Source organism: Microbacterium sp. A20 (assembly GCF_004794515.1).
In the GTDB taxonomy this organism is placed as follows: Bacteria; Actinomycetota; Actinomycetes; order Actinomycetales; family Microbacteriaceae; genus Microbacterium.
In genome coordinates this window covers 1-22,569 of the sequence record NZ_SSDF01000049.1, presented here as the reverse complement: position 1 = coordinate 22,569, position 22,569 = coordinate 1, and the positions used below count along the sequence as shown (strand labels likewise).

Here is a 22,569-nt window from a genome sequence, read left to right as displayed (position 1 = left end):
CCAGCGTAACACGATATATCTCGATGGTGTCAACCCTCCATCCGAAGTTCCGATGAAATCCTCATCAGAGAGGGGGTGGTCGCTGCGGTGGCCGCGCGTCCGCCGGGGGCCCGCGGGGGCGACCGGTAGTCTTCGACGGAAGGACTTCGAGGGGAGAAGACGTGGCCGGGCGATCGACGAAGCAGCCCATCGCCGACCGAATGTACGAGGTGCTGCTGCATCAGTTCATGTCGGGAGAGCGGGCAGCAGGGCAGAGCCTGAACATCGGAGCCCTGTCGCGCGAACTGGACGTCAGCCAGACCCCGCTGCGTGAGGCGCTCGCGCGCCTGGAGCACACCGGACTCGTCCAGCGCGAGGCGTTGCGCGGCTACCAGGTGGCCCCGGTCATGACGCGCGAAGAGGTGGAGCAGCTGGGGGAGGCCCGCGTGCTGCTGGAGCCCCGTCTCGCGTACGAGGCAGCCCTGCGCACGACGCCGGAGTTCCTGGAGGGGCTGCGTGAGGCGGTCGAGGACTTCCGCCGCTCGGCCGAGGTCGCCGACACCGAGACCGAAGGCTTCGACCTCTACTGGCGCAGCGACGCACGCTTCCACATGATGATCGCGGCGCAGTCCGGCAATGCCTTCCTGGAGATGTCGTACGCCGCGCTCGGCGGGCAGATCCAACGGTTCCGGCTGTTCTCGAAGTTCGGCCGCACGGGCGCCGTCAGTGCGGCGCCCGAGCACGATGCGGTCTATGAAGCGATCGTGGCCGGCGACGCCGACGGTGCTGCCGAAGCGATGCGCCACCACATCATCGGTGCGACCCAGAGGCTTCTCGAGGGCTGATTCCCTCCGCCGGGTGCCCGGTTTGCGCTATACTATTTTTTGTGATGGCGCAGAACGAGGGACCCCAGTCGACGCCGACGGTCGGATCAGCCGGATCGTCGGGGTACATCGCGCGCCCGCTCGTCGAGGGCTTCCCCGGAAAGTCGAGTTCGCACGGGGCTTTCGGCTGGAGCAGCCTGTGGCTTCTCGACGACGGCGTGCGCCGGGTGCTCATCGATGCCGGCCAGCCTGCGTACATCCCCCTCATCCACGCGGGCCTCGAGCGTCTCGGACTGACGACCGACGACGTGACCGACGTGCTGCTGACCCACATGCACTGGGACCACGTCTCGAACTTCCCCATGTTCGCCCACGCGACCACCTGGGTCGGTGAGAAGGAACTGCGTTGGGCAGCGGATCAGCCTGCGGGCACCCCGTTCATCCCCGACCTGCACGTGCAGGAACTGCTCCGACGCACCGACCGCGTCGAGCGCATGAGCGTCGGGCAGGAAGTGCTCCCGGGCATCCACGCCATCGACAGCGCCGGACACACCCCGCACCACCTCGCGTTCTATCTCGACCGTGCAGAGGAGAAGCGCGTGTTCGCGGGCGACGCGGTGAAGAACGTGTACGAACTTGCCTCGGGGCGGGTCGATTCCACGCTGGACGCCGAGGCCAGTACCGCGACGATCGACGTGTTGCGCTCGCTGCTGACCGACACCGGGGCCGCGCTCGTTCCCGGGCACGATGTGGAGCTGCGCTGGGACGGACGCACCGCCCGGCGTCAGCGCCCCCAGCGGGCCAAGATCGGGTTCTTCGCCGACGCCTCGACCGGCGAAGAGGACCGCAGCATCGGCTGAGCGCCGATGCCGAAGGAGAGGATGACGATGACGACAGTGCTGTACACCGGCGGGACCGGACGGATGGGCCGCGTGATCCGCGAAGGGCTCGCCTCCCGCTACGACCGTGTCGTGCTGTTCGCGCGCTCCGACGCCGACGAGCCCCTCTTCCCCGGGGAGCAGGTGGTGGTCGGCGACCTCGGCGACCTGGATGCCCTCACCGCGGCTGCCGACGGCGTCGACGTCATCGTGCACCTCGGTGGCATCGCCGATGAGGCTCCGTACGACAGCATCCGCAGCGTCAACATCGACGGGACCTACCACGTATACGAGGCCGCGCGACGGGCCGGTGTGCGTCGCGTCGTCTATGCCAGCTCGAACCACGTCGTCGGCTTCCACCCCGCGAGCGAGATCTTGGACGAGAGCGCACCGCTGCGCCCCGACACCTTCTACGGCGTCTCGAAGGCGTTCGGCGAAGCCCTCGCCAGCCTCTATCACGACAAATGGGGGATCGAGTCGGTGCTCGTCCGCATCGGCACCTTCCGCCCCGCGCCCGAGGACCGGCGCCAGCTTGCCCTCTGGCTCAGCTGGCGCGACGGCGTCGAACTGTTCCGCTGCGCGATCGAGAGTGCCCCCGTGGGCTGCCAGGTCGTCTACGGCTGCTCGGCGAACACCGAACGCTGGTGGAACGGCGACGCGGGCTGGGCGGCCATCGGCTACGTGCCCCGCGACGACGCGGCCGACCACACCGACGCGGTGGACTTCAGCGCCCCCGCACCCACCCTGCACGGCGGCGCATTCGCCGCCCCCGACTATGAAGGAGGGATCTGGTGACGAAGACCGATTCCCACGACGTGCTGATCACCACCGCATTCCTCGAGCCCGGCGACGAGGTCGATCGGATGCTGCGCGAGGCCGGCCTCACGACGCGGCACGAACCCGAACTGGCTACGCTCGACGCCGAAGACCGGGCCCGCGCGCTCGCCGGAGCCCGCGCCATCATCGCCGGTACGCGCCCGCTGGGCGAAGAGGAGTTCGCGCTCGCCGACGCGCTGCGGATCGTCGTGCGCACCGGCGTCGGGTACGACAGCGTCGACGTGACCGCCGCGACCGCACGTCAGGTACCCGTATGCGTGACCCCCGGCGCCAACCGACAGGCCGTCGCCGAGCATGTCTTCGCCCTGGCGCTTGCGTGCGCTCGCCGCATCCCCGAGAACGTGAGCAACCTGGCCGCGGGTACGTGGCAGCAGCTCACCGGACGAGAGCTGCAGGGGTCGACCCTCGGGATTCTCGGCCTGGGCTCGATCGGCAAGGCGGTCGCGACGATCGCCGCCGGGTTCGGAATGCACATCGTCGCGTACGACCCGTACTTCGACGAGGACTTCGCTGCGGCCCACGGCATCCGTCGTCTCGATCTGGACGACCTGCTGCGCGAGGCCGACTTCGTGACCCTGCACCTCTTCCTCGACGAATCCACGCGGAACCTCATCGACGCCTCCCGGCTGGCGCTGATGAAGAGCGATGCGGTGCTCATCAACACCGCCCGCGGGGGGATCGTCGATGAGGACGCGCTGGTGGACGCGGTGCGTGAGGGGCGCATCGGTGCCGCCGCGCTCGACGTCTTCGCCGACGAGCCTCTGGGCGCGTCGAGCCCGCTCCTGCACACCCCCGGCATCCTCGCCACGACCCACGTCGCCGGTGCGACCCGCGAGGCACGCGGCGAGTCGGGCCGGATGGCCGCTCGCAACGTGATCGCCGCTCTGGGCGGTGCAGCGCCGGAGTTCGTGGTCAACCCCGACTACAGCGCGGTGTCGGCATGATCGTCGAGACGTCGTCGGGGCCGGTGCGCCTCGCCGCCAATCTGAAGTGGATGTTCACCGAGGCGCCGTTCGCCGAGCGGTTCGACGCGGCGGCCGAGGCCGGGTTCACGGCCGTGGAGTTCGCTTCGCCGTATGAGCTCGCGCCCGCGGAGGTGCGACGTCTGCTGGACGACGCGGGCCTGACGCAGATCCTCATCAACACCCCGGCCGGCGCACCGCGCTCGCCCACCGCCTCGGGTGCGGCGTACGTTCCCGGAGCCGAGCAGGAGTTCCGCGACGGCGTGCTGCGCGCGCTGGAGTACGCGGACGTCCTGGGCGCCGGTGTGGTGCATGCGATGGCGGGGATCAAACCGACGGATGCCGACGCGGACGCGGCGTTCGCGACCTACGTGTCGAACATCTCCTGGGCCGCCGAGCAGGCGCGCGGGACGGGTGTGCGCCTGGCGCTGGAGGCCATCAACAAGCGCGATCAGCCCGGCTACGGTCTGGCTTCGATGGAGACCGCGGCGGCGGTCGCGCAGGAGGTCGACCCGGAGATCGTCGGCGTGCTGTTCGACGTCTATCACGCGCAGGTCGACCGCGGGAACCTCATCGAACGGTTCGAGCAGCTGCGTCCCCTGATCGCGCACGTGCAGATCGCCGACAACCCCGGTCGCGGCGAACCCGGCACGGGCGAGATCGCCTATGAGCGCGTGCTCGCCCGGATCGCGCAGAGCGGCTATCCCGGCTGGATCGGCTGCGAGTACGCCCCCGTCGCGGGCACCCGCGACGGACTCTCCTGGATCGAGAGGATCATCCGATGACCGACCCGAAGATCGCGCTCATCAGCGCCACCCCGCTGGCGATCGCCCCGGCCGCGACGGCGATCGCCGCTGCCGTCCCCGCAGCGACCGTGTGGAACCTGCTCGACGATCGTCTGCTCGCCGACGCGCACGTCGAGGGCGGCATCACCGCGCCGCTGGCCGCGCGCATGGACGGCCTCATCGAGCTGGCCCTCGCCGGGGGAGCGGACGGCGTGCTGCTCACCTGTTCGCAGTTCGGGAGCCGCGCCGATCGGCGTGATCGCGAGGCCGACGGCGTCGCCGTGCTGTCCGCCGACGGGCCGTTGTTCGCCGAGGCGGTCGCGGCCGCCCCCGCACGGGTGCTGCTGGTCGCGTCGCTCGAGTCCTCCGCGAGCGACAGCACGGCGCGTCTGACCGACGCCTTCGTCGCGAGCGGATCGTCGGCGCAGGTGCGCCCGCTCGTGGTCCCTGCGGCGGCCGTCCCGCTGGCTGCGCCGGACCTGATCGACGCCCTCGCCACCGCGATCGCCGATGTCGACGAGCCATACGACCTGATCGTGCTCGCCCAGTACTCGCTCGCCGCCGCTGCCGCGTCCCTCGCTGATCGCTTCGGCGTCGCGGTGCTGGACGGACCCGCCGCAGCCGCGCGCCGGCTGACCGCGGCGCTCCGGGAGGGTCCTCGATGATCGGCGTCATCGCCGACGACGTGACCGGCGCCACGGATGTCGCCGCAGCGCTGCGGCGCGCGGGTCTGCGCACCCTCCTGGCCCTCGGCGCGGGCATCGACGACACCGCGGTCTCGGCCGACGCCGTCGTCATCGGGCTGAAGACGCGATCGCTTCCCGCCGCGGAGGCGGTCGCTCAGAGCCTCGCCGCGCTCGCGGTGCTGCGAGAGCGGGGAGCCGACCGCATCTACGTCAAGTACTGCTCGACCTTCGACTCCACCGCCGAGGGCAACATCGGACCGATCACCGAGGCGGTCGCCCGTGAGCTCGGCGCCGACCTGGTCGTGACGACCCCGGCCGCGCCCCTGCACGGTCGCACCGTGTATCGCGGTCACCTCTTCGTCGGCGACACCCTGCTCGCCGAGACCCACATGCGCGATCACCCGGTGACGCCCATGCGCGACTCCTCGGTCGTGCGACTGCTCGCGGCGCAGAGCGCGGAGCCGGTCGCGGCGCTGCCCCTGGATGTGGTGCAGCGGGGGGTCGATGCCGTGCGCGACACGCTGCGCCGGGCTCGCGCCGACGGTGCTCTCCAGGTGGTGGCGGATGCCGTCACCGATGCCGACCTCGCCGCCCTCGCCGAGGCCGTCGAGGGCGACGCGCTCGTCGCAGGATCCGCCGGCCTCGTCGGAGCCATCGCGCTGCGGGAGACGGCGGGTGGCACAGCGGCCCCGGTGCCGCCGACGGGTCGTACCGCGATCATCGCGGGCAGTTGCTCGCGGCGCACCCTCGAGCAGATCGATCGCTTCGTCTCCTCCGGGAGCCCCGCCTATCGGGTCGCGGCCGCACCCGATGACACGGCCGAGCAGCTGGCCGCACGAGCCGTGGAGTGGTGGGACGAGCAGCCCGCCGATGCGGCCGCCCTCATCTACTCCTCCAGCCCCGCCTCGGAGCGTCGCGACGATGTGCCGGGCGCCGGCGAGCTGTACGAGCGGACGGCGGGCCTCATCGCCGCCCAGCTGTCGGATCGCGGAGTGAAGCGCATGCTCATCGCCGGCGGCGAGACCTCTGGCGAGGTCATCCGCGCGCTCGGCACCACCGTCGCCGTCGTGGGCGAGGAGGTCGCGCCGGGGGCGCCGTGGATCCACGACGAGCGGCGCGACGTGCACCTGATCCTCAAGTCCGGCAACTTCGGCGATGAGGAGCTGTTCGTGGACGTCGCTCGGCAGGGGCTCGCCGCATGAGTGCCGCCACCCGCCGCGCGATCGAACGCGTCGCGCACTCGATCCACCGCCGCGGTCTCACTCATGGCCGCACCGGCAACCTCGCGGTGCGGGACGGCGACCGCGTCCTGCTCACGCCGACGGGCATCAGCCTCGCCGACATCGAGGCGGACCAACTCTCGGTGGTCGCTCTCGACGGCACGCACATCGAGGGCCCGAAGCCGACGAAGGAGGCGTTCCTGCACGTCGCGATGCTACGGGTGCGTCCGGACCTCAACGCGGTCGTGCACACCCACTCGGTCTACGCCGCCGCCGTGTCGTGTCTGGCCGATGTCGATGCCGACGATCCGATCCCGCCCCTCACCGCCTACTACGGCATGCGTGTCGGAACGCTGCGGATGCTTCCGTACTTCGCCCCGGGCGATCGGGCCGCGACCACCGCCGTGGAGGATGCCGCCCGCGTGACGCACGCTCTGCTGCTGCGCAATCACGGTCCCGTCGTCGCCGGCGTCGATCTGGATTCGGCGGTGGATGCCCTGGAAGAACTCGAGCACACCGCGCAGCTGTTCTTCCTCACCCGCGGTCTCGCCACGGCCCCGCTCACCCCCGCGCAGCTGCAGTCGTTCGCAGCGCCCTCCGAAAGGACTCCCTCGTGATCACCCTGTACAGCGGCCTCGTCGTGAAGAAGCCCCTCGTCGAGCAGATCATCCCGGCGTTCGAGAGCGCCACGGGTGCCCGCGTCGACGCGACGTTCGAGCCCACGACCGTGCTGCTCGACCGCATCGCGGCGGGGGAGCGGCCCGACCTGGTGCTCGGGGTCTCGTCGTCGGTGACCGACCTCGCCGAGAGGGGGCTGGTGGACCCCGCCCACGTCGCCGAGATCGCGGTGTCATCCGTGGGATTCGCGCGGCTCGACGGCACACCCGGACCTGCCGACGACTCCGCGGCGGCGTTCCTCGACTACCTGCTCGCCGCCCGGGCCGTCGCGTACACGCTGAGCGGCGCGAGTGGAGTGCACTTCATGAAGATGCTCCGCGAGCGCGACCTTCTCGAGCGCATCGACGAGCGCGCGGTGCGCTGCGCGTCGGGCCTCACCGTGGAAGCGCTGCTCGACGGTCGGGCCGATGTCGCGGTCCAGCAGGTCAGCGAGCTGCGTTCGGTCGTCGGCCCGCAGATCGTCGAACCGATCCCGCACGAACTGCAGTCCTATGGACGGTTCGCGATCGGCGCGCGCCCCGGTGCCGGGGATGCCGCTGCGCGATTCGTCACCCTCCTGACCGAGAAGTCGACGCAGGACGCGTTCGCCGCGTTCGGGCTGTCGCGTCCCTGATCCCCCTACGAGGAGAGCACCCATGAGAAAAGTCATCGTCGACACCGACACCGGGGTGGATGACGCCCTGGCCCTGATGCTGCTGGCCGCCGATCCCGAGGTCGAGATCCTGGCGGTGGTCAGCGTGTTCGGGAACACCACCGGCGAACGGGCGGCCGACAACGCCCGGTACGTTCTCGACACCTGCGGACGCACGGATGTGCCGGTGTACCGCGGCGCGGACGTGCCGCTCATCCAGGAGCTGCGGATGAACCCCGGCATCCACGGGGAAGACGGCTTCGGCAACACCGGGCTTCGTCCGGCGCAGTCCGTGGATCCCGAGCCGGTCGGTGTCGACGTCGTGCTCGACCTGGTCGAACAGCACGACGGCGAGATCGACTATCTCGCGCTCGGGCCGCAGACGAACCTCGCTGCTGCCATCGAGACGCGGCCCGACCTGCTGCAGCGACTCCGCTCGACCACCATCGTGGGCACGCTCGGGCCGGCGCTCTACCACGACACCGCGCCGTGGGAGGATCGCCGGTTCCGGGTCTCGCGCGATCCGAACGTGTCGTTCGACATCGACGCGGCGCGCATCGTGGCCGCCCATGAGGGCGACGTCACCTGGTGCGGGCCGTACGTGACCCGTCAGGCCCTCGTCCCCGAGGACTTCTTCCTCGACATCGCATCCTCGACCGGCTTCGCCCCCGCACAGCTGATCACCGCGATCAGTCGGGACTACGCCGGCTTCTACTCGCGCTCGTACCCGCAGCCGGAAGGACGCCGGGTCATGGGCATCAACGACAGCATGGCCGTCGCGAGCCTGCTGTTCCCCGAGCTCGTGACCGGCGCGGTCATGCGTCCGCTCGAGACGTTCTTCGACCAGGAGACCGGCGACCGTTACCTCGCCGGGGTGCATCCGGTGAAGGACGAGGCGCGGCCGATCCATCGTGTCGTCTTCGACATGGACTTCGACGGCGTGCTCGAGCGGATCGGCGAGGTGCTGCGGCGCCCGCTTCCCTGGCGCTGAGGCGCGCGATCGGATCAGTCGTAGGAGCGTGCGCGCACCCACGGCATCGGCAGCAGATCGGCGGCGGTCACCCACACCGGGTGGCCGCCGTCGTCGGCGAGTGTGCGGATGCCCGGGGCGATGGCGGGCACGAGCTCACGGCACACGCCGCAGGGGTTGAGGATGACCGTGGTTCCGTCTTCGCGCAACCCGACCGCGACCATGGCCTCGATGTGCTGCTCGCCGCCGATCCTGGCGTTCGCGAGGGCCGAGCTCTCGGCGCAGACGCTCACTCGAGGGGAGCGCAGGCTGAGGCCGAGGTAGATCTCTCCCGACGCTCCGCGGGCGGCTGCCGCGACGCGGTGCAGGTCGGCGTCGTGCGTGCGGATGAGCAGTGCGGAAGCGGCGTCGGCGAGGCGGCGGTCGGTGTCGTTCAGCGGTGAAGTCACGATGCACTCTTTCTGTCACGAAGCGGAATCCTGCTATACTATAGTCGCTAACGGGTCGATCACCTCCCCCTCGAGGGCAGAGCAAAGGAGCTCCATGAGCACTGAAGAAGTAGTGGCAGCCACGCCGCCGCAGCAGTTGACGAGCAAGGCGAGCAAGACCGAGCGCCGCAATCTCCGGGCGTTGAGCTGGGGGCACGCTCTCGAGTGGTACGACTGGGCGATCTTCGGGCTCCTCTCGGTCTACCTCGGCGCAGCGTTCTTCCCCTCCGACAGTCCGCTCGCCTCCACCCTGAACGCCCTGGCCGTCTTCGCCGTCGGGTTCGTCGCTCGACCGCTCGGCGGTGTCGTCTTCGGGTTCGTCGCCGACCGCTACGGGCGCCGGAAGATCATGATCTTCGCGGTCGGGGCCGTCGCCCTCGGCAGTTTCATCATCGGCATCCTCCCCGATTACCAGACCATCGGCGTTCTCGCGCCGATCATCGTCGTCGCCGCACGCCTCCTCCAGGGCCTGTCCGCCGGTGTAGAGGCACCGCTCGGAACGGCATATGCGCTGGAGCTGGTCCCCAACCGTCCCGGTTACGTCGCCGGGTTCTTCGCGTTCTTCAACAACCTGGGCAACTTGCTCGCACCACTGTCGATCTTCTTCATCAGCCTCCTGCTCGGACCGGAAGCGCTCGCCGCTTACGGGTGGCGCATCCCGTTCATCGTGGGTGGCGCGTTCGGTCTGATCGTGCTGTGGCTGCGCCGCACGCTGCCCGAGACGCTCGACACGGCGGCCATCCGCACGGTCGGCGCGATCCCCACGAAGGACAACTCCGTGTGGCGAGATGTGCGCAAGTACTGGCTGAGCGTGCTCGCCACGGTGTTCATCGTCGGCGCCATCCAGGCGTACAACTACACCTGGATCGCCGGCCTGCCGAATCTCGCGAACGGCACCTTCGGAGAAGACCCCACCGCGGTGTTCGCGATCACGACCGGCATGGGCGTCTTCCTGACCCTCGGCGCCTACGGCCTGAGCCGCATCCTCGACCGGTTCCCGATGTCGCGGTGGTTCGTCGTCGCGCGTCTGCTGGCGATCCCGACCATCTTCCTGGCGCTGCTGTACTCGCAGCCCGGAGTCGGCACGCTCGCCGGCGTGATGTTCGGTGGCGCGATCGTGCTGCTGCTCAACATGACGATCTTCGTCGTCGTGTCCAACTCCCTCCTGCCGCAGCACATCCGCGGCACCGGTCTCGGGCTCGGATACGGCCTCGGCGTCGCCATCTTCGGCGGCACCGCCTCGTACCTGCTGCTGTGGCTGCAGAGCCAGGGGATGATGTGGGTCTTCCCGATCTACATCGCCACCCTGTGTGCGATCAGCGTCGTGCTCTACGTCCTCGCCAAGAACCGCAACGGCCTCTTCGTGGGCAAGTGACCGTCTGATGGATATCTGGCGTGAGATCGTCGGCTGGGCCGGCAGTGCTCTCCTGATCATCTCGATCCTCCAGCCGACGATCTCTCGCCTCCGGTGGCTGAACCTCGGAGCATCGGCGATGCTCATGGCCTACAACCTGATGCTCGGCAGCGCGCCCATGGTCGCGCTCAACATCACCCTCATCGCGATCAACTGCTGGTACCTGTTCGTCTACACACGTTCCGCCCGTGGTGCACGGGTGAGGCCGGCGGTCGCAGATGGGCACAGTGAAGCGTCCGAACGGCATGCGTAGCCGCGAGGACATGACAGAAAGCATGGATATGGAACGACTGATCATTGACACCGACCCCGGGATCGACGACGCCGGAGCGCTGTTCTGGGCGCTCGCCTCGGACGCCTTCCACATCGAGGCGCTGACCACGGTCTTCGGCAACGTCGATGTCGACACCGCCACGGCGAATGCCCGCAAGATCGCGGCCCTCGCCGGTCGTCCCGACCTGCCCATCTGGAAGGGCGCGAGTCGGCCGCTGGTCGGTGAGCCGAACTTCGCGGAGCACATCCACCGCCCCGGCGGCGTGGGCTACTGGGAGTACCCCGACCCGGATCCGGATGCCGACGTCGCGTCCGATGCCGTGCGCCGGATGATCGAGACGGTCATGGCGGCACCGGGCGAGGTGACCATCATGGCGCTCGCTCCGCTGACGAACGTCGCGCTGGCGATCAAGCTCGAGCCGGAGTTCGCGCGCTCGGTGCGCCGCATCATCTACATGGGCGGGGCAGCCCTCACCTGGGGTAACGTCACCCCGGTCGCGAGCGCGAACATCTACAACGACCCCGAGGCCGCGGAGATCGTCATCCAGTCCGGGGCTCCGCTCACGCAGGTCGGTCTGGACGTGTCCCGCAGCTTCTCGCTCTCGCCCCATCACATCCGCACCCTCTGGGAGTCGCGCTCGCCGATGGGCGTGGCGCTCTGCGAGATGATCGGCTACCCCGACCGTCAGGACGACCGCGACGAGATGCCGGAGTGGAAGACCGAGGGCATGCACCTCAACGACGTGCCCTGTGTCGCCTACGCGCTCAACCCCGAGTGGTTCACCGTGCGGCGGCTGCGTGTGGACGTGGAGCTGAACGGCACGCACACCCGCGGTCAGACGGTCGTGCAGATGATCGACCGGTGGCAGGGAGTGCCCAACGTCGACGTGCTCTTCGACATCGACGCCCAGGCCGTGGCCGACGCTCTGACGGCCTCCGTGACTGCGTTCGGAACCGCCGTCGACTGACCGGCGTTTCCGTCGTGACCAGCGGCCCCGCCCTCCCGACCCGGGGGTGGGGCCGTTTTCGCGTGTGGGGGCGATGCTGACGGTGACGCACCGTGAGCTCTAGAGTCGAGTGATTGCCACCCCCGCCACCCGAATTCGAGGACAATCGACGATGACCACGATCTCAGGTGCGCACTACCGCGTGCGATGGGTGCGTTGCCTCGTGGCTCTCGGGGTTTCGAATGCGACCATCGGCGCTCTGCTGGGGGAGTCGCGATGACGTCGAGACGGACTAGAGCGTTTCCCCCCATGCTCCTGCTGCTTGGCGCCGTGTTGATGACGGCTGCGATCGTTGCGTTGTTCCGCTACGGATCGGTCGGCGGTTGGGAGGTATCCCCTGGAGGGCGAGATCATGTCACGCCCCTGCTCGGCACCTTCGCGATTTTCGCGGCCGGGGGAGTGCCGGTCGCGCTGATGTGCTGGTCTCTTGAGCGACCGGTGAGTGGCGGATCATCGCGAGTCAGCCGCAACCGGATCCGCCATGTCCTCATCCCCAACGCCTTGGCGGCCGTCATGGGTATCTTCCCGATGTATCTGCTCGTGTGGGATTGGTATCAGGCCTTCGCGGTCGTCGGCGGACTCGCCGTTCTCGGAAGCGTCATGTGCTTCGGCGCCGTGTCGGTCGGAGACAAGGTGCGGCTGAGGACGGCCGCCCCCGACGATGCGATCGAGCACCGGTGACTGCCTCCCCGGGGCCACACTCGACGATGACGTCGGCATGACTACCTCTGCTCGGGCAGCTCCGCCACGAGGTCTCTGTCGACGTGTCGGATCCGGTGGCTGATCGAGATGGCCTGACGGTCAGCGCTCCATGCACCGCCGTCACTGCTCTGAGCGCACGGGAAGCTGTCGAATGCACGGCTTGGCGGCGCAGACAACCCGTGCATTCGTCGCTAAGCCGTGCACTCGAGAAGGAGTGGCGAGGGGGCGGGAGCGCGAGGAGACCAACTCCCGCTTGACCTTGACGCAGCGTCAACTTCTAGAGTCGAGATATCGAACGGGAAGGAGGCGACATGGAGCGGGACGAATGGTCCATCCAGGAGATCGCGCGGCTGGCGGGCACCACGAGTCGCACGCTGCGGCACTACGACGACATCGGACTGCTGCCGCCGTCGCGCATCGCGCCCAACGGCTACCGGCACTACGACGCACAGGCGCTCGTGCGGCTGCAGCGCATCCTCCTGCTGCGAGAGCTCGGACTCGGGCTGCCGCAGATCGCGGAGGTGCTCGGCCCTTCGACAAGCTCAGGGACCCAGGACGCGACAGGTTTGGCAGAGAGGGATCGCGGCGAAGCATCCGCCCTCGAGACCCATCTCGCGCTGCTGCGCGAGGAGCAGACCAGGCTGGCGCGGCAGATCGCGTCGGTCGAATCGACCATCACCGCATTGAGAGGAGGTGAGAACCTCATGGCAGAGAACATGTTCGACGGCTTCGACCACACCGAGTACAAGGAGGAGGTCGAGGATCGTTGGGGTAAGAAGGCCTACGCCGACAGCGACCGCTGGTGGCGGGGTATGACGGATGCCGAGCGCGCCGACTGGCAGCAGCGCGTGTCCGACCTCGGACGCGACTGGATCGCCGCGGCGGAGAGCGGCATCGACCCGGCATCCGCCGAGGCTCAGGATGTCGCGCGACGCCACGTCGAGTGGCTCACGGGCATTCCCGGCACTCCCGCGGCCGTCCCCGGCGGCGACGTCAAGGCGTACGTCATCGGGCTCGGCGAGATGTACGTCGCGGATCCGCGCTTCGGCGCGAACTACGCGACGTCGTCCGGCGGCACCCAGGGCGCGGAGTTCGTCCGCGACGCACTCCGCATCTATGCGGAGGCGAACCTGTAGACGCATCCTTCCGGATGCCGAGCGGCCCCCTTGCGTGCGAACCACCCCGTTGTGGACGTGCGCAAGGGGGCCGTTCGCGCACAAAGGGGCCGCTCGGCGAGGAGGAAGGAGGAAGGGGAGGAGGAGGGAAGAGGGAGGAAGCGGCGATATCGGATGGGCGGGTCGGCGTGCAAGGGGGAGCCCCCGGCATGGGCGCGGGCGTAGGGTCGTGCCATGAGTCGGCGGCACGGGGACAGGGACGAATCGCCGCTGTTCCTCGTCGCGACCACGGCCTACGCGGCCAACTGCGCGCTCGGAGCCTCGGTCGCCGCGCGGCTCATCGACACCAGCCGCTTCCGCTGGCTGCATCACGCGCTCTACATCGTGACCTGCACCACCGTCGCCGCGGCCGTCGCGGTCGGCTTGTCCCGTGGCCCCCGCACCTCCGGTCGCCGAGCCGCCCTCGCACTGCTCCCCGCGGCCGCACCCCTCGCCGCGATCCCGTACCTCGGCAGCCACGGCCGCCGGCATCCGCTGGTCGCGCTCGCCGCGGCCCCCTTCATCGTCGCGGGACTCGTCGTCTCGTGCCTGCCCGCCGACCGGAAGTGACCGCATGGAACTGCTCGACGCCATCCGCCGCCGCAAGACCACGAACGGGCCCTTCCTGCCCGACCCGGTGTCGGAGGAGCACCAGCGCATCCTCCTCGAAGCCGCGGGCCGCGCGCCCTCGCAGCTGAACAGTCAGCCCTGGCGGTTCGTCGTGATCGAGAGCCGCGACACGATCGAGCAGATCGCCCGCATCTCGGGCGAGAGCATGACCGAGGCGATGTCGAACGGCACGTTCTTCGAGCGCTACAAGCCGTACTTCCGCTTCAGCCAGGCCGAGATGGAGGAGAAGCGCAGCGGGATGCTGTTCGACAAGCTGCCCGCCGCGCTCCGCCCGTTCACGAGCCAGGTGTTCACCAAGCGCGGCCAGACGCTCATGAACACCTTCGGCGTGCCCAAGACCCTCGGCTCCGAGAACCGCAAGCTCGTCGCGGGGTCGCCGCTGCTGCTCGGAGTCATGCTCGACCGCAGCGAGTACCGGCCGGGGCAGCTGTCGTCGTTCTACTCGGTGTTCAGCATGGGCGCGGCGATGGAGAACATCTGGCTCACAACGGTCGAGCTCGGCATGGGCATCCAGTTCATCTCTTTCCCGATGGAGGTCCCGGGGCGCTGGGACGAGATCGTCGACCTGCTGCGCGTGCCCGACGACCTCGAGCTCATGGCCGTCTACCGGCTGGGCTACCTGCCGCCCGAGCAGCGGCGCCCCGCGATCGACTGGTCGAGCAGCCAGCGCAAGCTCGTGTCGCAGTACGTGTTCCGCGAGAACGGTGACACGCCTCAGCAGGGGTGGGACGACGGCCCCACGACCGGCCCGGTCACTCCCGGCCCGAGCGCGGCAGGCGACTGAGGTCCTTCACCGCCGGACCCTCGATGCGGGTGCCGTCGGCGGCGAACCGCGAGGCGTGCAGCGGGCAGTCCCACGTGCACTCGGCATCGTTCCACTCGAGAACCCCGCCCATGTGCGTGCACACCGCGCCGACCGCGCGCGTCACGCCGTGGACCGTCGAGACGCCGACCGGACGACCGCCCCGGTTCGCCACCACGCCCTCACCCTCGGCGGGCTGGGCGACGGGGACCGAGCGGCTCTCGGCATCCGCCCATCCGCCGGCGAGCGCGGCCGCGACCTTCCCACCCTCGACAGCTCCGCGCCCGAGGTCGGCGGGCATCGTCATCCGCGTGCCGATGGTCGTCATCCATTCCGCGCGCTCGCGCCACGGCACCCCGAGGATCTCGGCGGTGAGACGCTGTGCGGCAGCCGGTGCGTTCGACAGCCCCCACTTGGAGTAGCCCGTTGCGAAGCGGATGCGGCCGAGACCGCGGGGCATCGCGCCGACGAACGGGATCAGGTTGTGCGACTCGTAGTCCTGCGCCGACCACCGATGCGTCTCCTCGGCGCCGGGGAAGTGCAGCTGCGTCCACGCGACGAGGTCTTCGACCGCGGCCTTCTCGCTGTCGGACCTGCCGACCGGGTGGCCGTTGCCCCCGACGACGAGCTGAGCTTCGCCCCCGGGGCCGTCGGCCGCGCTGACCGGACGCACCGAGCGGGTCGGACCGTCGACCGAGAGGAACATCCCCGTTGGCACGTCGCCCGGCACCCGGAACGACACGCAGTACGACCGCAGCCCGTGCGTCTTGGCGAAGTACAGGCCTCGATCTGTGATCGGGGTGCCGGTGGCGAGCACGATGTGGTCGGCGAAGATCGGCCCCGCCGTGGTGTCCACGCGACCGGGCAGCGCGCGGGTGCCGGTGGCTCGGACGCCGATGTGCAGCGTGCCGCCAGCGCTCAGCAGCTCGTGGGCGAGCGCGGCGGTCACCGCGACCGGATCGATCGCGACCTGGTCGTCGAGGGCCACGGCGGCGGCCACCGGGAACGGCGTCGACGGCACCGTGGTGGCGGCCAGCATCCGCGTCGGCAGGCCGGCCTCGCGGGCGGCGTCGTGCTGATCGCGCACGTCCGACGCGCCATCGGGCCCTTGCGCATAGGAGTGGTCGGTGTGGCGGGTGAACGGCACGTCGGCACTCTCGGCGAAGGCGGTCAGCCACTCCATGCCGGCACGGTTGGCGTCGACGTATGCGCGCACGAGCGACGCCGGGTGATGGCGGCGGATCGTCGCGAGCCGCATGCCCTGCAGGAGCGAGAGCTTGCCGGTGTTCGCACCCGTCGCGAGCTCGGCGATGCCTCCCGCGTCGATCACCGCGACGTCGAGACCGGCCCTGGTGAGCATGACGGCGGTCGTGAGGCCGGTGAGACCGGCGCCGACGATGACGACGTCGTGGCGCGCACCCGCCTCGAAGGGCGATCCGGTCGGCAGCGTCTTCTCGAGCTTCCACAGAGGGGTCATGGCCACAGTCAACGGCGTGCGGTGCGCGGCATCCACGCCCTTGACATCGCCCCGGCGCACTGTCACGCGCGACTACAGTGGCGACGTGACCCTCCGCCGCATCCTCCTCGTCGCCCTCGGCGGCACGGTGGGCACGGCGGCACGGCTCGGCCTCGGGCTCGCGCTTCCCGATATCGGGGGCATCCCCCTCGCGGTGCTCGTCGCGAACGTGGTGGGCGCGCTGCTGATCGGCGTGCTGGCCGCGCGGATCCCCGCATCCACGGATCTGCGGCTGCTGCTCGGCACCGGGGTGCTCGGCGGCTTCACGACGTACAGCGCCTTCATGACGGGGAGCGTGGAGCTGTGGGCGGATGCCCCGGTGCTCGCGTTCGCCTACGCCGCGGGGAGTCTCGTGCTCGGCCTCGGCGCGGCAGCTCTTGGGCTGCGTATCGCCCGCCCGCGCTCCGGAGCGGCCTCGTGAACCCGGTGCTGTTCCTCGCCGCGGCGCTCGCCGGGGGAGTCGGTGCGGTGCTGCGGTACCTGGTCGACCTCGGCGTCGCGCGGCTGGCCGGTCGCCGGTTCCCGTGGGGCATCCTGCTGGTGAACCTGTCCGGATCCTTCGCGCTCGGCGTCGTCACGACCGCGCTGCCGGATGCCGCGTTCCTCCTCGGTGCCGGACTCCTCGGCGGCTACACGACCTTCAGCACCGCGATGCTCGACACGGTCGCCCTGTGGCGTGACGGCGAGCGCCCGGCATCCGTCTTCAACGCCGTCGGGATGCTCCTGCTCGGCCTCCTCGCCGCGGGTCTCGGGCTCGCCGTCGGCGCGCTGCTCTGACCGCTCCCAGCGTCCTCACAATCCGTACATGTACAAACGTACATGTACGGATGTCCAGGGGGTTCGGATGGGTGATGGGTTGCGTCGTCGACGCGACCCTGAAGCGCGCCGTCGCGAGATCGTGACCGCCGCCGCCGAACTCATCGTCGAGGTGGGGGCCGAGGCCGTCACCCACCGCATGGTCGCCGCCCGCGCCGGGGTTCCCCTCGGCGCGACGACCCAGTACTTCGACACCCTCGACGACCTGCGCGCCGCCGCCTTCCGGGCGCTCGCCGAAGAGGTCGACGCGCGCCTCGACGGGGTGCGTCAGACCATCGCGGAGCGCGGGGACAGCCCCGCCGTGATCGCGGCACTCGTGTTCGACAGCATGGACGACGCGCATGCCGTGCAGGCCGACCGCGCCGTGGTGACCGCCGCCGTGCACGACCCCCGTCTGCGCGAGCTCGCACGCCACCTCTCCGACCGGCTCGTGGAACTCCTCGAGCCGACCTATGGCGAAGACCGTGCCCGAGCGGCGATGATCTTCATCGACGGCGTCATGTGGAGCATGCAGATCCGCGACGCCCGCCTCGAACAGTCCTTCATCGAGACCGCACTGGCGCGGATCCTCGGAGATTCCGTCTCCACTCCCTCCGCAGCGACAGCCACACCCTGACACCGAGGAAACCGCCTTGTCGAAACTCGCCATCCTGAGCCTCAAGAACCGCGCGCTCATCGCCCTGATCACCATCGTCGCGGCGGTGTTCGGCGGGCTCGCGCTCACCAACCTCAAGCAGGAGCTGATCCCCTCGCTCGAGCTGCCGGCGCTCGTCGTCATGACGACGTACCCCGGCGCGTCGCCCGAGGTGGTGGAGAACGACGTGTCCACGCCGATCGAGTCGGCGATCCAGGGCGTGCCGGGCCTGGAATCGACCACGGCCACCAGCACCACGAACGCCTCGATCGTGCAGGCGATGTTCGCCTACGGCACGAACCTCGCCACCGCTGAGCAGAAGATCCAGCAGGCGATCAACCGCGTCTCCTCGCAGCTGCCGGAAGACGTGACCCCGCAGGTGCTGTCCGTTTCCATCGACGACTTCCCGGTGATCCAGGTGGCCGTCACCGGATTCGAGGATGCCGACAACGCGCAGGCCGAACTCGAATCCGTCGCGATCCCCGAGCTCGAAGACGTCGACGGCGTCAACGCCGCCGAGATCGTCGGCGGTGTCGGGCAGCGCATCAGCATCACGCCGGACCCCGCGAAGCTCGCGGCCGAAGGCCAGACCACGCAGGCGATCAGCAACGCACTGCAGCAGAACGGCACCCTCTTCCCCGGCGGCGACATCACCCAGGACGGCCAGACGCTCACGGTGCAGACCGGCGCGAAGATCACCACGGTCGACGAGATCGCGGCTCTTCCGCTCGTCGGCACCACCTCGACCATCGGCGATGTGGCCACGGTCGTGCAGGAGTCCGACCCGGTGACCTCGATCTCGCGGGTCGACGGCGAGGACGCGCTCTCGATCTCGATCACCAAGCTCCCCGCCGCGAACACCGTGGAGGTGTCGAACGGCGTGATCGCCGCGCTCGACACGATCAGCGAAGCCTTCCCCGACGCCGAGTTCACGATCATCTTCGACCAGGCGCCGTTCATCGTGCAGTCGATCGAGACGCTCGCCACCGAGGGTCTGCTCGGCCTCGTGTTCGCCGTGATCGTGATCCTCGTCTTCCTCCTGTCGATCCGCTCCACGCTCGTGACCGCGATCTCGATCCCGACCAGCGTGCTCATCACGTTCATCGGACTGCAGGCGTTCGGCTATTCGCTGAACGTGCTCACGCTCGGTGCGCTCACGATCGCGATCGGCCGCGTGGTCGACGACTCCATCGTGGTGATCGAGAACATCAAACGTCACTACGTCGGCGATGCCGACAAGGGTGATGCGATCCGCCTCGCCGTGCGCGAGGTCGCGATGGCGATCACCGCATCCACCATCACCACCGTGGCGGTGTTCCTGCCGATCGTCTTCGTCGGCGACATGGTCGGTGAGCTGTTCCGGCCGTTCGCCATGACCGTGACCATCGCGATGGTCGCCTCGCTCCTCGTCGCCCTCACCATCGTCCCGGTGCTCGCGTACTGGTTCCTGAAGCCGGGCAAGGAGTTGCTCGACGAGCACGGCAACGCGATCGACCCCGAGCACCCGGATGCTCCGCCCACGCAGCTGCAGCGCGTCTACCGACCGATCCTCGGCTGGACGCTCAAGCACTCCGGCCTCACGGTGATCCTCGCGGTCGTGGTGCTCGGCGCCACGCTCGCCGCCGCGCCGCTCATGAAGATCAACTTCCTCAGCGACTCCGGTCAGAACACCATGACCGTCACGCAGGACCTCGGCCCGACCGCGAGCCTGCAGGCGAAGTCGGATGCCGCGGTCGAGGTCGAGGACGCACTCCTCGGCATCGACGGCATCGAGCACGTGCAGGCGTCGATCGGCACCAGCGGCTCGGCCCTCAGCGACGCGTTCTCGGGCGGTGCGGGTGTCACCTACTCCGTGCTCACCGACGGCGACGCCGACCAGGAGAAGCTGCGCGCCGACGTGCAGGACGCGATCGACGGGCTCGGCGACGACGTGGGCGAGGTGTCGGTCGCGGCATCCGCCGGCTTCGGCTCGAGCGACATCGAGATCACCGTCACGGCATCCAACGCCGATGACCTGCAGACCGCGACGACCTCGCTCGTCGAGGAGCTCGACGGACGCGACGGCGTCGGCCAGGTGACCGACAACCTCGCCGCATCGCTGCCGTACATCGCCGTGGTGGTCGACCGTGAGGCAGCCGCGCAGCGCGGTCTCTCCGAGGTCGCGGTCGGCTCGATCGTCTCGAACACCATGCGTCCGCAGCAGGCCGGCTCGGTCGAGATCGACGACACCGCGCTGACCGTCTACATCGTCACGCCCGAGCCGCCCACCACGGTCCAGGCGCTCAAGGAGCTCGCGATCCCGACCCCGCTCGGCGTCGTGCAGCTGCAGGACATCGCGACCGTCGAGGAGCGCAACGGCCCCACGTCGATCACCACCGAGCAGGGGCGCCGCACGTCTACGGTCACCGTGCCGCCGGCATCCGACAACCTCGCCACGGCCACGCAGTCGGTGACCGAGGCGCTCGCCGCGGCCGACCTGCCCGACGGTGCCTCTGCCGAGGTCGGCGGTGTCGCCTCGCAGCAGGCCGACTCGTTCTCGCAGCTCGGACTCGCGATGCTCGCGGCGATCCTGATCGTCTACGTGGTGATGGTCGCGACGTTCAAGTCGCTGCGCCAGCCGCTGCTGCTGCTCGTGTCGGTGCCGTTCGCGGCGACCGGTGCGATCCTGCTGCAGATCGTCACGGGCGTGCCGCTCGGCGTCGCCTCGCTGATCGGTGTGCTGATGCTCATCGGCATCGTGGTCACGAACGCGATCGTGCTCGTCGACCTCGTCAACCAGTATCGGGAGAAGGGTCTGTCGACCATCGAGGCGGTGAAGGCCGGCGGTGAGAAGCGTCTGCGGCCGATCCTCATGACCGCTCTCGCGACGATCCTCGCGCTGACGCCGATGGCGCTCGGCATCACCGGCCATGGCGGGTTCATCTCGCAGCCGCTGGCGATCGTGGTGATCGGCGGTCTGCTCTCGTCGACCGTGCTGACGCTGATCGTGCTGCCCACGCTCTACAACCTCGTCGAGGGAGCCAAGGAGCGGCGGGCCGCGCGCAAGGCCGGCGGCTCGGATGCCGGTGGGGCACCGAAGCCGGATGCTCCGGTCGATCCGGATGCCTCCGGTGCGGCTGTGGTTCCGGCCGGTTCGGTGGCGATCGACGCGTCCGGCCTGCCGCACGCGCCGCAGCTCACCCGGCGCGAGTTGCGCGACCGCGAGTAGTCCCGCTCGGCGTTCAAACTCCGCAGAAAGGCCCCGGATCCGCAGTCAGATGCGTGATCCGGGGCCTTTCGGCTCAAATCTTGAGGAGTTGTGAACAGCCCGACTCGAAGACGGTCGGAACCGGTCAGCTGAGGGCGATGCCCCAGTGCAGCGTCCAGGTCTCGTCGGGGGCGAGGCGACGGATGCCGAGGCCACTGTTGAGGGCGTCGGCGGGCGCGGTCATCGGTTCGATCGCGACCGCGAGGCTCTGGCCGGGATAGGCGGGCGTCGTGTACGCCTGCACATAGTCGAAGCCTTCGCCCTGCCACAGGGTCACGCGGCGACCGTCGGGTGCCGTGAGCGAGTGCCGCACGCGACCGTCGGCGTCGCGGGCGAGGTCGGTGAACCCGGTGTCGAGCGTGACATCGCCCAGCCGGACCCCGTCACGCAGGGCGGCCTCAGCGGGACGCGTGCCGGTGGGGAGCATCCGCTCGTCGGTCGTGAAGGCGGTCGCAGCGGGAACCCGCAGCACCAGGTCGTGCGGGTCGACGTCGCCGATCGTCACGAAGGGGTGCGTGCCGAGGGCGACCGGTGCGGGCGTCGCCGAGCGGTTGGTGAGCGTGTGCGTGACCTCGATGCCGTCGGCGGTGAGCGCGTAGGTCACGGCCGTCTCGATCAGGTACGGGTAGCCGGTCTGCGGGACGATCGTCGCCCGCAGCACGGCTTCGGCGTCGGTGTGCGACACCTCGTACGCCGTGAAGCGCAGCAGGCCGTGACTGGCGTTGTTCAGCTTCGGCTCGGTGATCGCGAGCAGCCGCGAGGTGCCGTCGTCATCCCAGCGACCGTCGCGCACGCGGTTCGGCCACGGGGCGAGGACCACGCCGGAACAGGCGGGGGTGGGCTGATCGAGCGGGTACGGAGGGACGAGGTCGACGCCGCCGACACGCAGGGATCGGAGGGAAGCGCCGACCTGCGCGATCTGGGCGGTCGCATCGCCGAGTCGGAGGGAGATCTGGGCGCCGGTGGGGGATGCGGTGGTCACTTCGACATCGTACGGCCACCCCCGCGTCGGGACTCTCTCAGGCGCGTCGGCTACACTTGTGCGGTCGGCTTCGGACACCCGCGCGTTGGCGCGGACGTTTTATGTGTGTGAAGTGTGAGTCCAGGGGCCGATGGTGAGCGTCGCTCGACGCTAATCAACCATCACATGAATGGCCCCGGCCGCTGACAGTCCGGAACCCCGCTGGTCGCATCCGACCACGCGCTGGGTGCTCGCGCGTGTGCGCGGCGCTGTTCTCGTGCGAGAACACAGGAAGACAACGCAATGCCCAAGAACAAGAAGCCCCGCGGCGGACGTCCCGCCGCCAACTTCGAGCCGCGCTACGGCGCCAAGAAGACCTCCTTCCACGACCGCCACAACGGCGGCCCCGCCCGTGACGGCGCGCGCGACGAGCGCGGTGGACGCGCGGATGCCGGCGACCGCCGATCCGCCCCCG

General features: G+C 69.6%; 24 protein-coding genes. 21 read left to right on the top strand and 3 right to left on the bottom strand.

Translation table 11 applies throughout. The annotated features are described in order from the left end of the window. Positions 1-161: 161 nt before the first annotated feature. Genes DW298_RS03480 through DW298_RS03435 form a run of 10 tightly spaced genes read left to right on the top strand, consistent with a single transcriptional unit; the run spans position 162 to position 8,471 of the window. On the top strand, positions 162-824 hold the full coding sequence (locus DW298_RS03480; RefSeq protein ID WP_240745007.1) for a GntR family transcriptional regulator: 663 nt from the start codon (positions 162-164) through the stop codon (positions 822-824). A 44-nt stretch (positions 825-868) separates the two neighbouring features. Then, entirely contained in the window at positions 869-1,663 is a 795-nt protein-coding gene (locus DW298_RS03475) for an MBL fold metallo-hydrolase (RefSeq protein ID WP_136041096.1), read from the top strand. A gap of 21 nt (positions 1,664-1,684) precedes the next feature. Then, a complete protein-coding gene (locus tag DW298_RS03470) occupies positions 1,685-2,476 on the top strand; it encodes an NAD(P)-dependent oxidoreductase (protein WP_240745006.1) in 792 nt (263 codons plus the stop codon). Beyond that, positions 2,473-3,462, top strand: a complete 990-nt coding sequence (locus DW298_RS03465; protein ID WP_136041094.1) for a phosphoglycerate dehydrogenase — start codon at positions 2,473-2,475, stop codon at positions 3,460-3,462. Before DW298_RS03470 ends, DW298_RS03465 begins: the two co-directional genes overlap by 4 nt. Further along, positions 3,459-4,265: a TIM barrel protein gene (locus DW298_RS03460; protein WP_136041093.1), complete on the top strand. Its 807-nt coding sequence runs from the start codon at positions 3,459-3,461 to the stop codon at positions 4,263-4,265. Before DW298_RS03465 ends, DW298_RS03460 begins: the two co-directional genes overlap by 4 nt. Continuing rightward, on the top strand, positions 4,262-4,930 hold the full coding sequence (locus DW298_RS03455) for a hypothetical protein (RefSeq protein WP_136041092.1): 669 nt from the start codon (positions 4,262-4,264) through the stop codon (positions 4,928-4,930). Before DW298_RS03460 ends, DW298_RS03455 begins: the two co-directional genes overlap by 4 nt. Then, a complete protein-coding gene (gene otnK, locus DW298_RS03450; protein WP_136041091.1) occupies positions 4,927-6,153 on the top strand; it encodes a 3-oxo-tetronate kinase in 1,227 nt (408 codons plus the stop codon). The genes DW298_RS03455 and otnK overlap by 4 nt, the downstream gene beginning before the upstream one ends. Further along, on the top strand, positions 6,150-6,788 hold the full coding sequence (locus DW298_RS03445) for a class II aldolase/adducin family protein (RefSeq protein WP_136041090.1): 639 nt from the start codon (positions 6,150-6,152) through the stop codon (positions 6,786-6,788). Before otnK ends, DW298_RS03445 begins: the two co-directional genes overlap by 4 nt. Further along, positions 6,785-7,462 carry a substrate-binding domain-containing protein gene (locus tag DW298_RS03440; protein WP_136041089.1) on the top strand — a complete coding sequence of 226 codons (678 nt, stop codon included), beginning with the start codon at positions 6,785-6,787 and terminating at the stop codon, positions 7,460-7,462. Before DW298_RS03445 ends, DW298_RS03440 begins: the two co-directional genes overlap by 4 nt. Positions 7,463-7,484: 22 nt before the next feature. Continuing rightward, positions 7,485-8,471, top strand: coding sequence for a nucleoside hydrolase (locus DW298_RS03435; protein ID WP_136041088.1), 987 nt, complete (start codon positions 7,485-7,487; stop codon positions 8,469-8,471). Positions 8,472-8,485: 14 nt separating this feature from the next. On the opposite strand, the gene DW298_RS03430 is transcribed toward DW298_RS03435, so the two are convergent. Further along, positions 8,486-8,899 carry a hypothetical protein gene (locus DW298_RS03430; protein ID WP_136041087.1) on the bottom strand — a complete coding sequence of 138 codons (414 nt, stop codon included), beginning with the start codon at positions 8,897-8,899 and terminating at the stop codon, positions 8,486-8,488. A gap of 94 nt (positions 8,900-8,993) precedes the next feature. Between DW298_RS03430 and DW298_RS03425 the strand changes: the two genes are divergently transcribed. The 7 genes from DW298_RS03425 (at position 8,994) to DW298_RS03395 (ending at position 14,902) form a co-directional block, all read left to right on the top strand. Next, complete coding sequence (locus DW298_RS03425) at positions 8,994-10,313, top strand: MFS transporter (RefSeq protein WP_136041086.1); 1,320 nt, start codon at positions 8,994-8,996, stop codon at positions 10,311-10,313. Between the two features lie 7 nt (positions 10,314-10,320). Then, positions 10,321-10,605 (top strand): hypothetical protein, encoded by a 285-nt coding sequence (locus tag DW298_RS03420; RefSeq protein ID WP_136041085.1) that lies wholly within the window; start codon positions 10,321-10,323, stop codon positions 10,603-10,605. A 22-nt stretch (positions 10,606-10,627) separates the two neighbouring features. Further along, complete coding sequence (locus tag DW298_RS03415) at positions 10,628-11,593, top strand: nucleoside hydrolase (protein WP_168443191.1); 966 nt, start codon at positions 10,628-10,630, stop codon at positions 11,591-11,593. A 255-nt stretch (positions 11,594-11,848) separates the two neighbouring features. After that, positions 11,849-12,313 (top strand): hypothetical protein, encoded by a 465-nt coding sequence (locus tag DW298_RS03410; RefSeq protein WP_205820238.1) that lies wholly within the window; start codon positions 11,849-11,851, stop codon positions 12,311-12,313. A 332-nt stretch (positions 12,314-12,645) separates the two neighbouring features. Beyond that, positions 12,646-13,470, top strand: coding sequence for a MerR family transcriptional regulator (locus DW298_RS03405; RefSeq protein WP_136041082.1), 825 nt, complete (start codon positions 12,646-12,648; stop codon positions 13,468-13,470). Between the two features lie 213 nt (positions 13,471-13,683). Continuing rightward, complete coding sequence (locus DW298_RS03400) at positions 13,684-14,058, top strand: hypothetical protein (protein WP_136041081.1); 375 nt, start codon at positions 13,684-13,686, stop codon at positions 14,056-14,058. Between the two features lie 4 nt (positions 14,059-14,062). After that, positions 14,063-14,902 (top strand): nitroreductase family protein, encoded by an 840-nt coding sequence (locus DW298_RS03395; protein WP_136041080.1) that lies wholly within the window; start codon positions 14,063-14,065, stop codon positions 14,900-14,902. Here the strand turns inward: DW298_RS03395 and DW298_RS03390 are convergent. Beyond that, positions 14,871-16,397: an FAD-dependent oxidoreductase gene (locus DW298_RS03390; protein ID WP_136041079.1), complete on the bottom strand. Its 1,527-nt coding sequence runs from the start codon at positions 16,395-16,397 to the stop codon at positions 14,871-14,873. The two genes, DW298_RS03395 and DW298_RS03390, sit on opposite strands and share 32 nt — an antisense overlap. 85 nt (positions 16,398-16,482) lie before the next feature. Between DW298_RS03390 and DW298_RS03385 the strand changes: the two genes are divergently transcribed. From DW298_RS03385 to DW298_RS03370, 4 genes are all read left to right on the top strand, one after another. Beyond that, the gene (locus DW298_RS03385) at positions 16,483-16,857 is read left to right on the top strand and encodes a CrcB family protein (RefSeq protein ID WP_240745005.1); all 375 of its coding nucleotides are present in this window, start codon (positions 16,483-16,485) and stop codon (positions 16,855-16,857) included. Further along, positions 16,854-17,213, top strand: a complete 360-nt coding sequence (locus tag DW298_RS03380; protein WP_136041077.1) for a CrcB family protein — start codon at positions 16,854-16,856, stop codon at positions 17,211-17,213. Before DW298_RS03385 ends, DW298_RS03380 begins: the two co-directional genes overlap by 4 nt. 67 nt (positions 17,214-17,280) lie before the next feature. Beyond that, positions 17,281-17,868 (top strand): TetR family transcriptional regulator, encoded by a 588-nt coding sequence (locus DW298_RS03375; protein ID WP_136041076.1) that lies wholly within the window; start codon positions 17,281-17,283, stop codon positions 17,866-17,868. A 16-nt stretch (positions 17,869-17,884) separates the two neighbouring features. Beyond that, on the top strand, positions 17,885-21,094 hold the full coding sequence (locus tag DW298_RS03370) for an efflux RND transporter permease subunit (protein ID WP_136041075.1): 3,210 nt from the start codon (positions 17,885-17,887) through the stop codon (positions 21,092-21,094). Positions 21,095-21,218: 124 nt separating this feature from the next. Here DW298_RS03370 and DW298_RS03365 read toward each other — a convergent pair whose 3' ends face one another. Then, the gene (locus tag DW298_RS03365) at positions 21,219-22,115 is read right to left on the bottom strand and encodes an aldose 1-epimerase family protein (RefSeq protein WP_136041074.1); all 897 of its coding nucleotides are present in this window, start codon (positions 22,113-22,115) and stop codon (positions 21,219-21,221) included. Positions 22,116-22,569 lie beyond the last annotated feature (454 nt).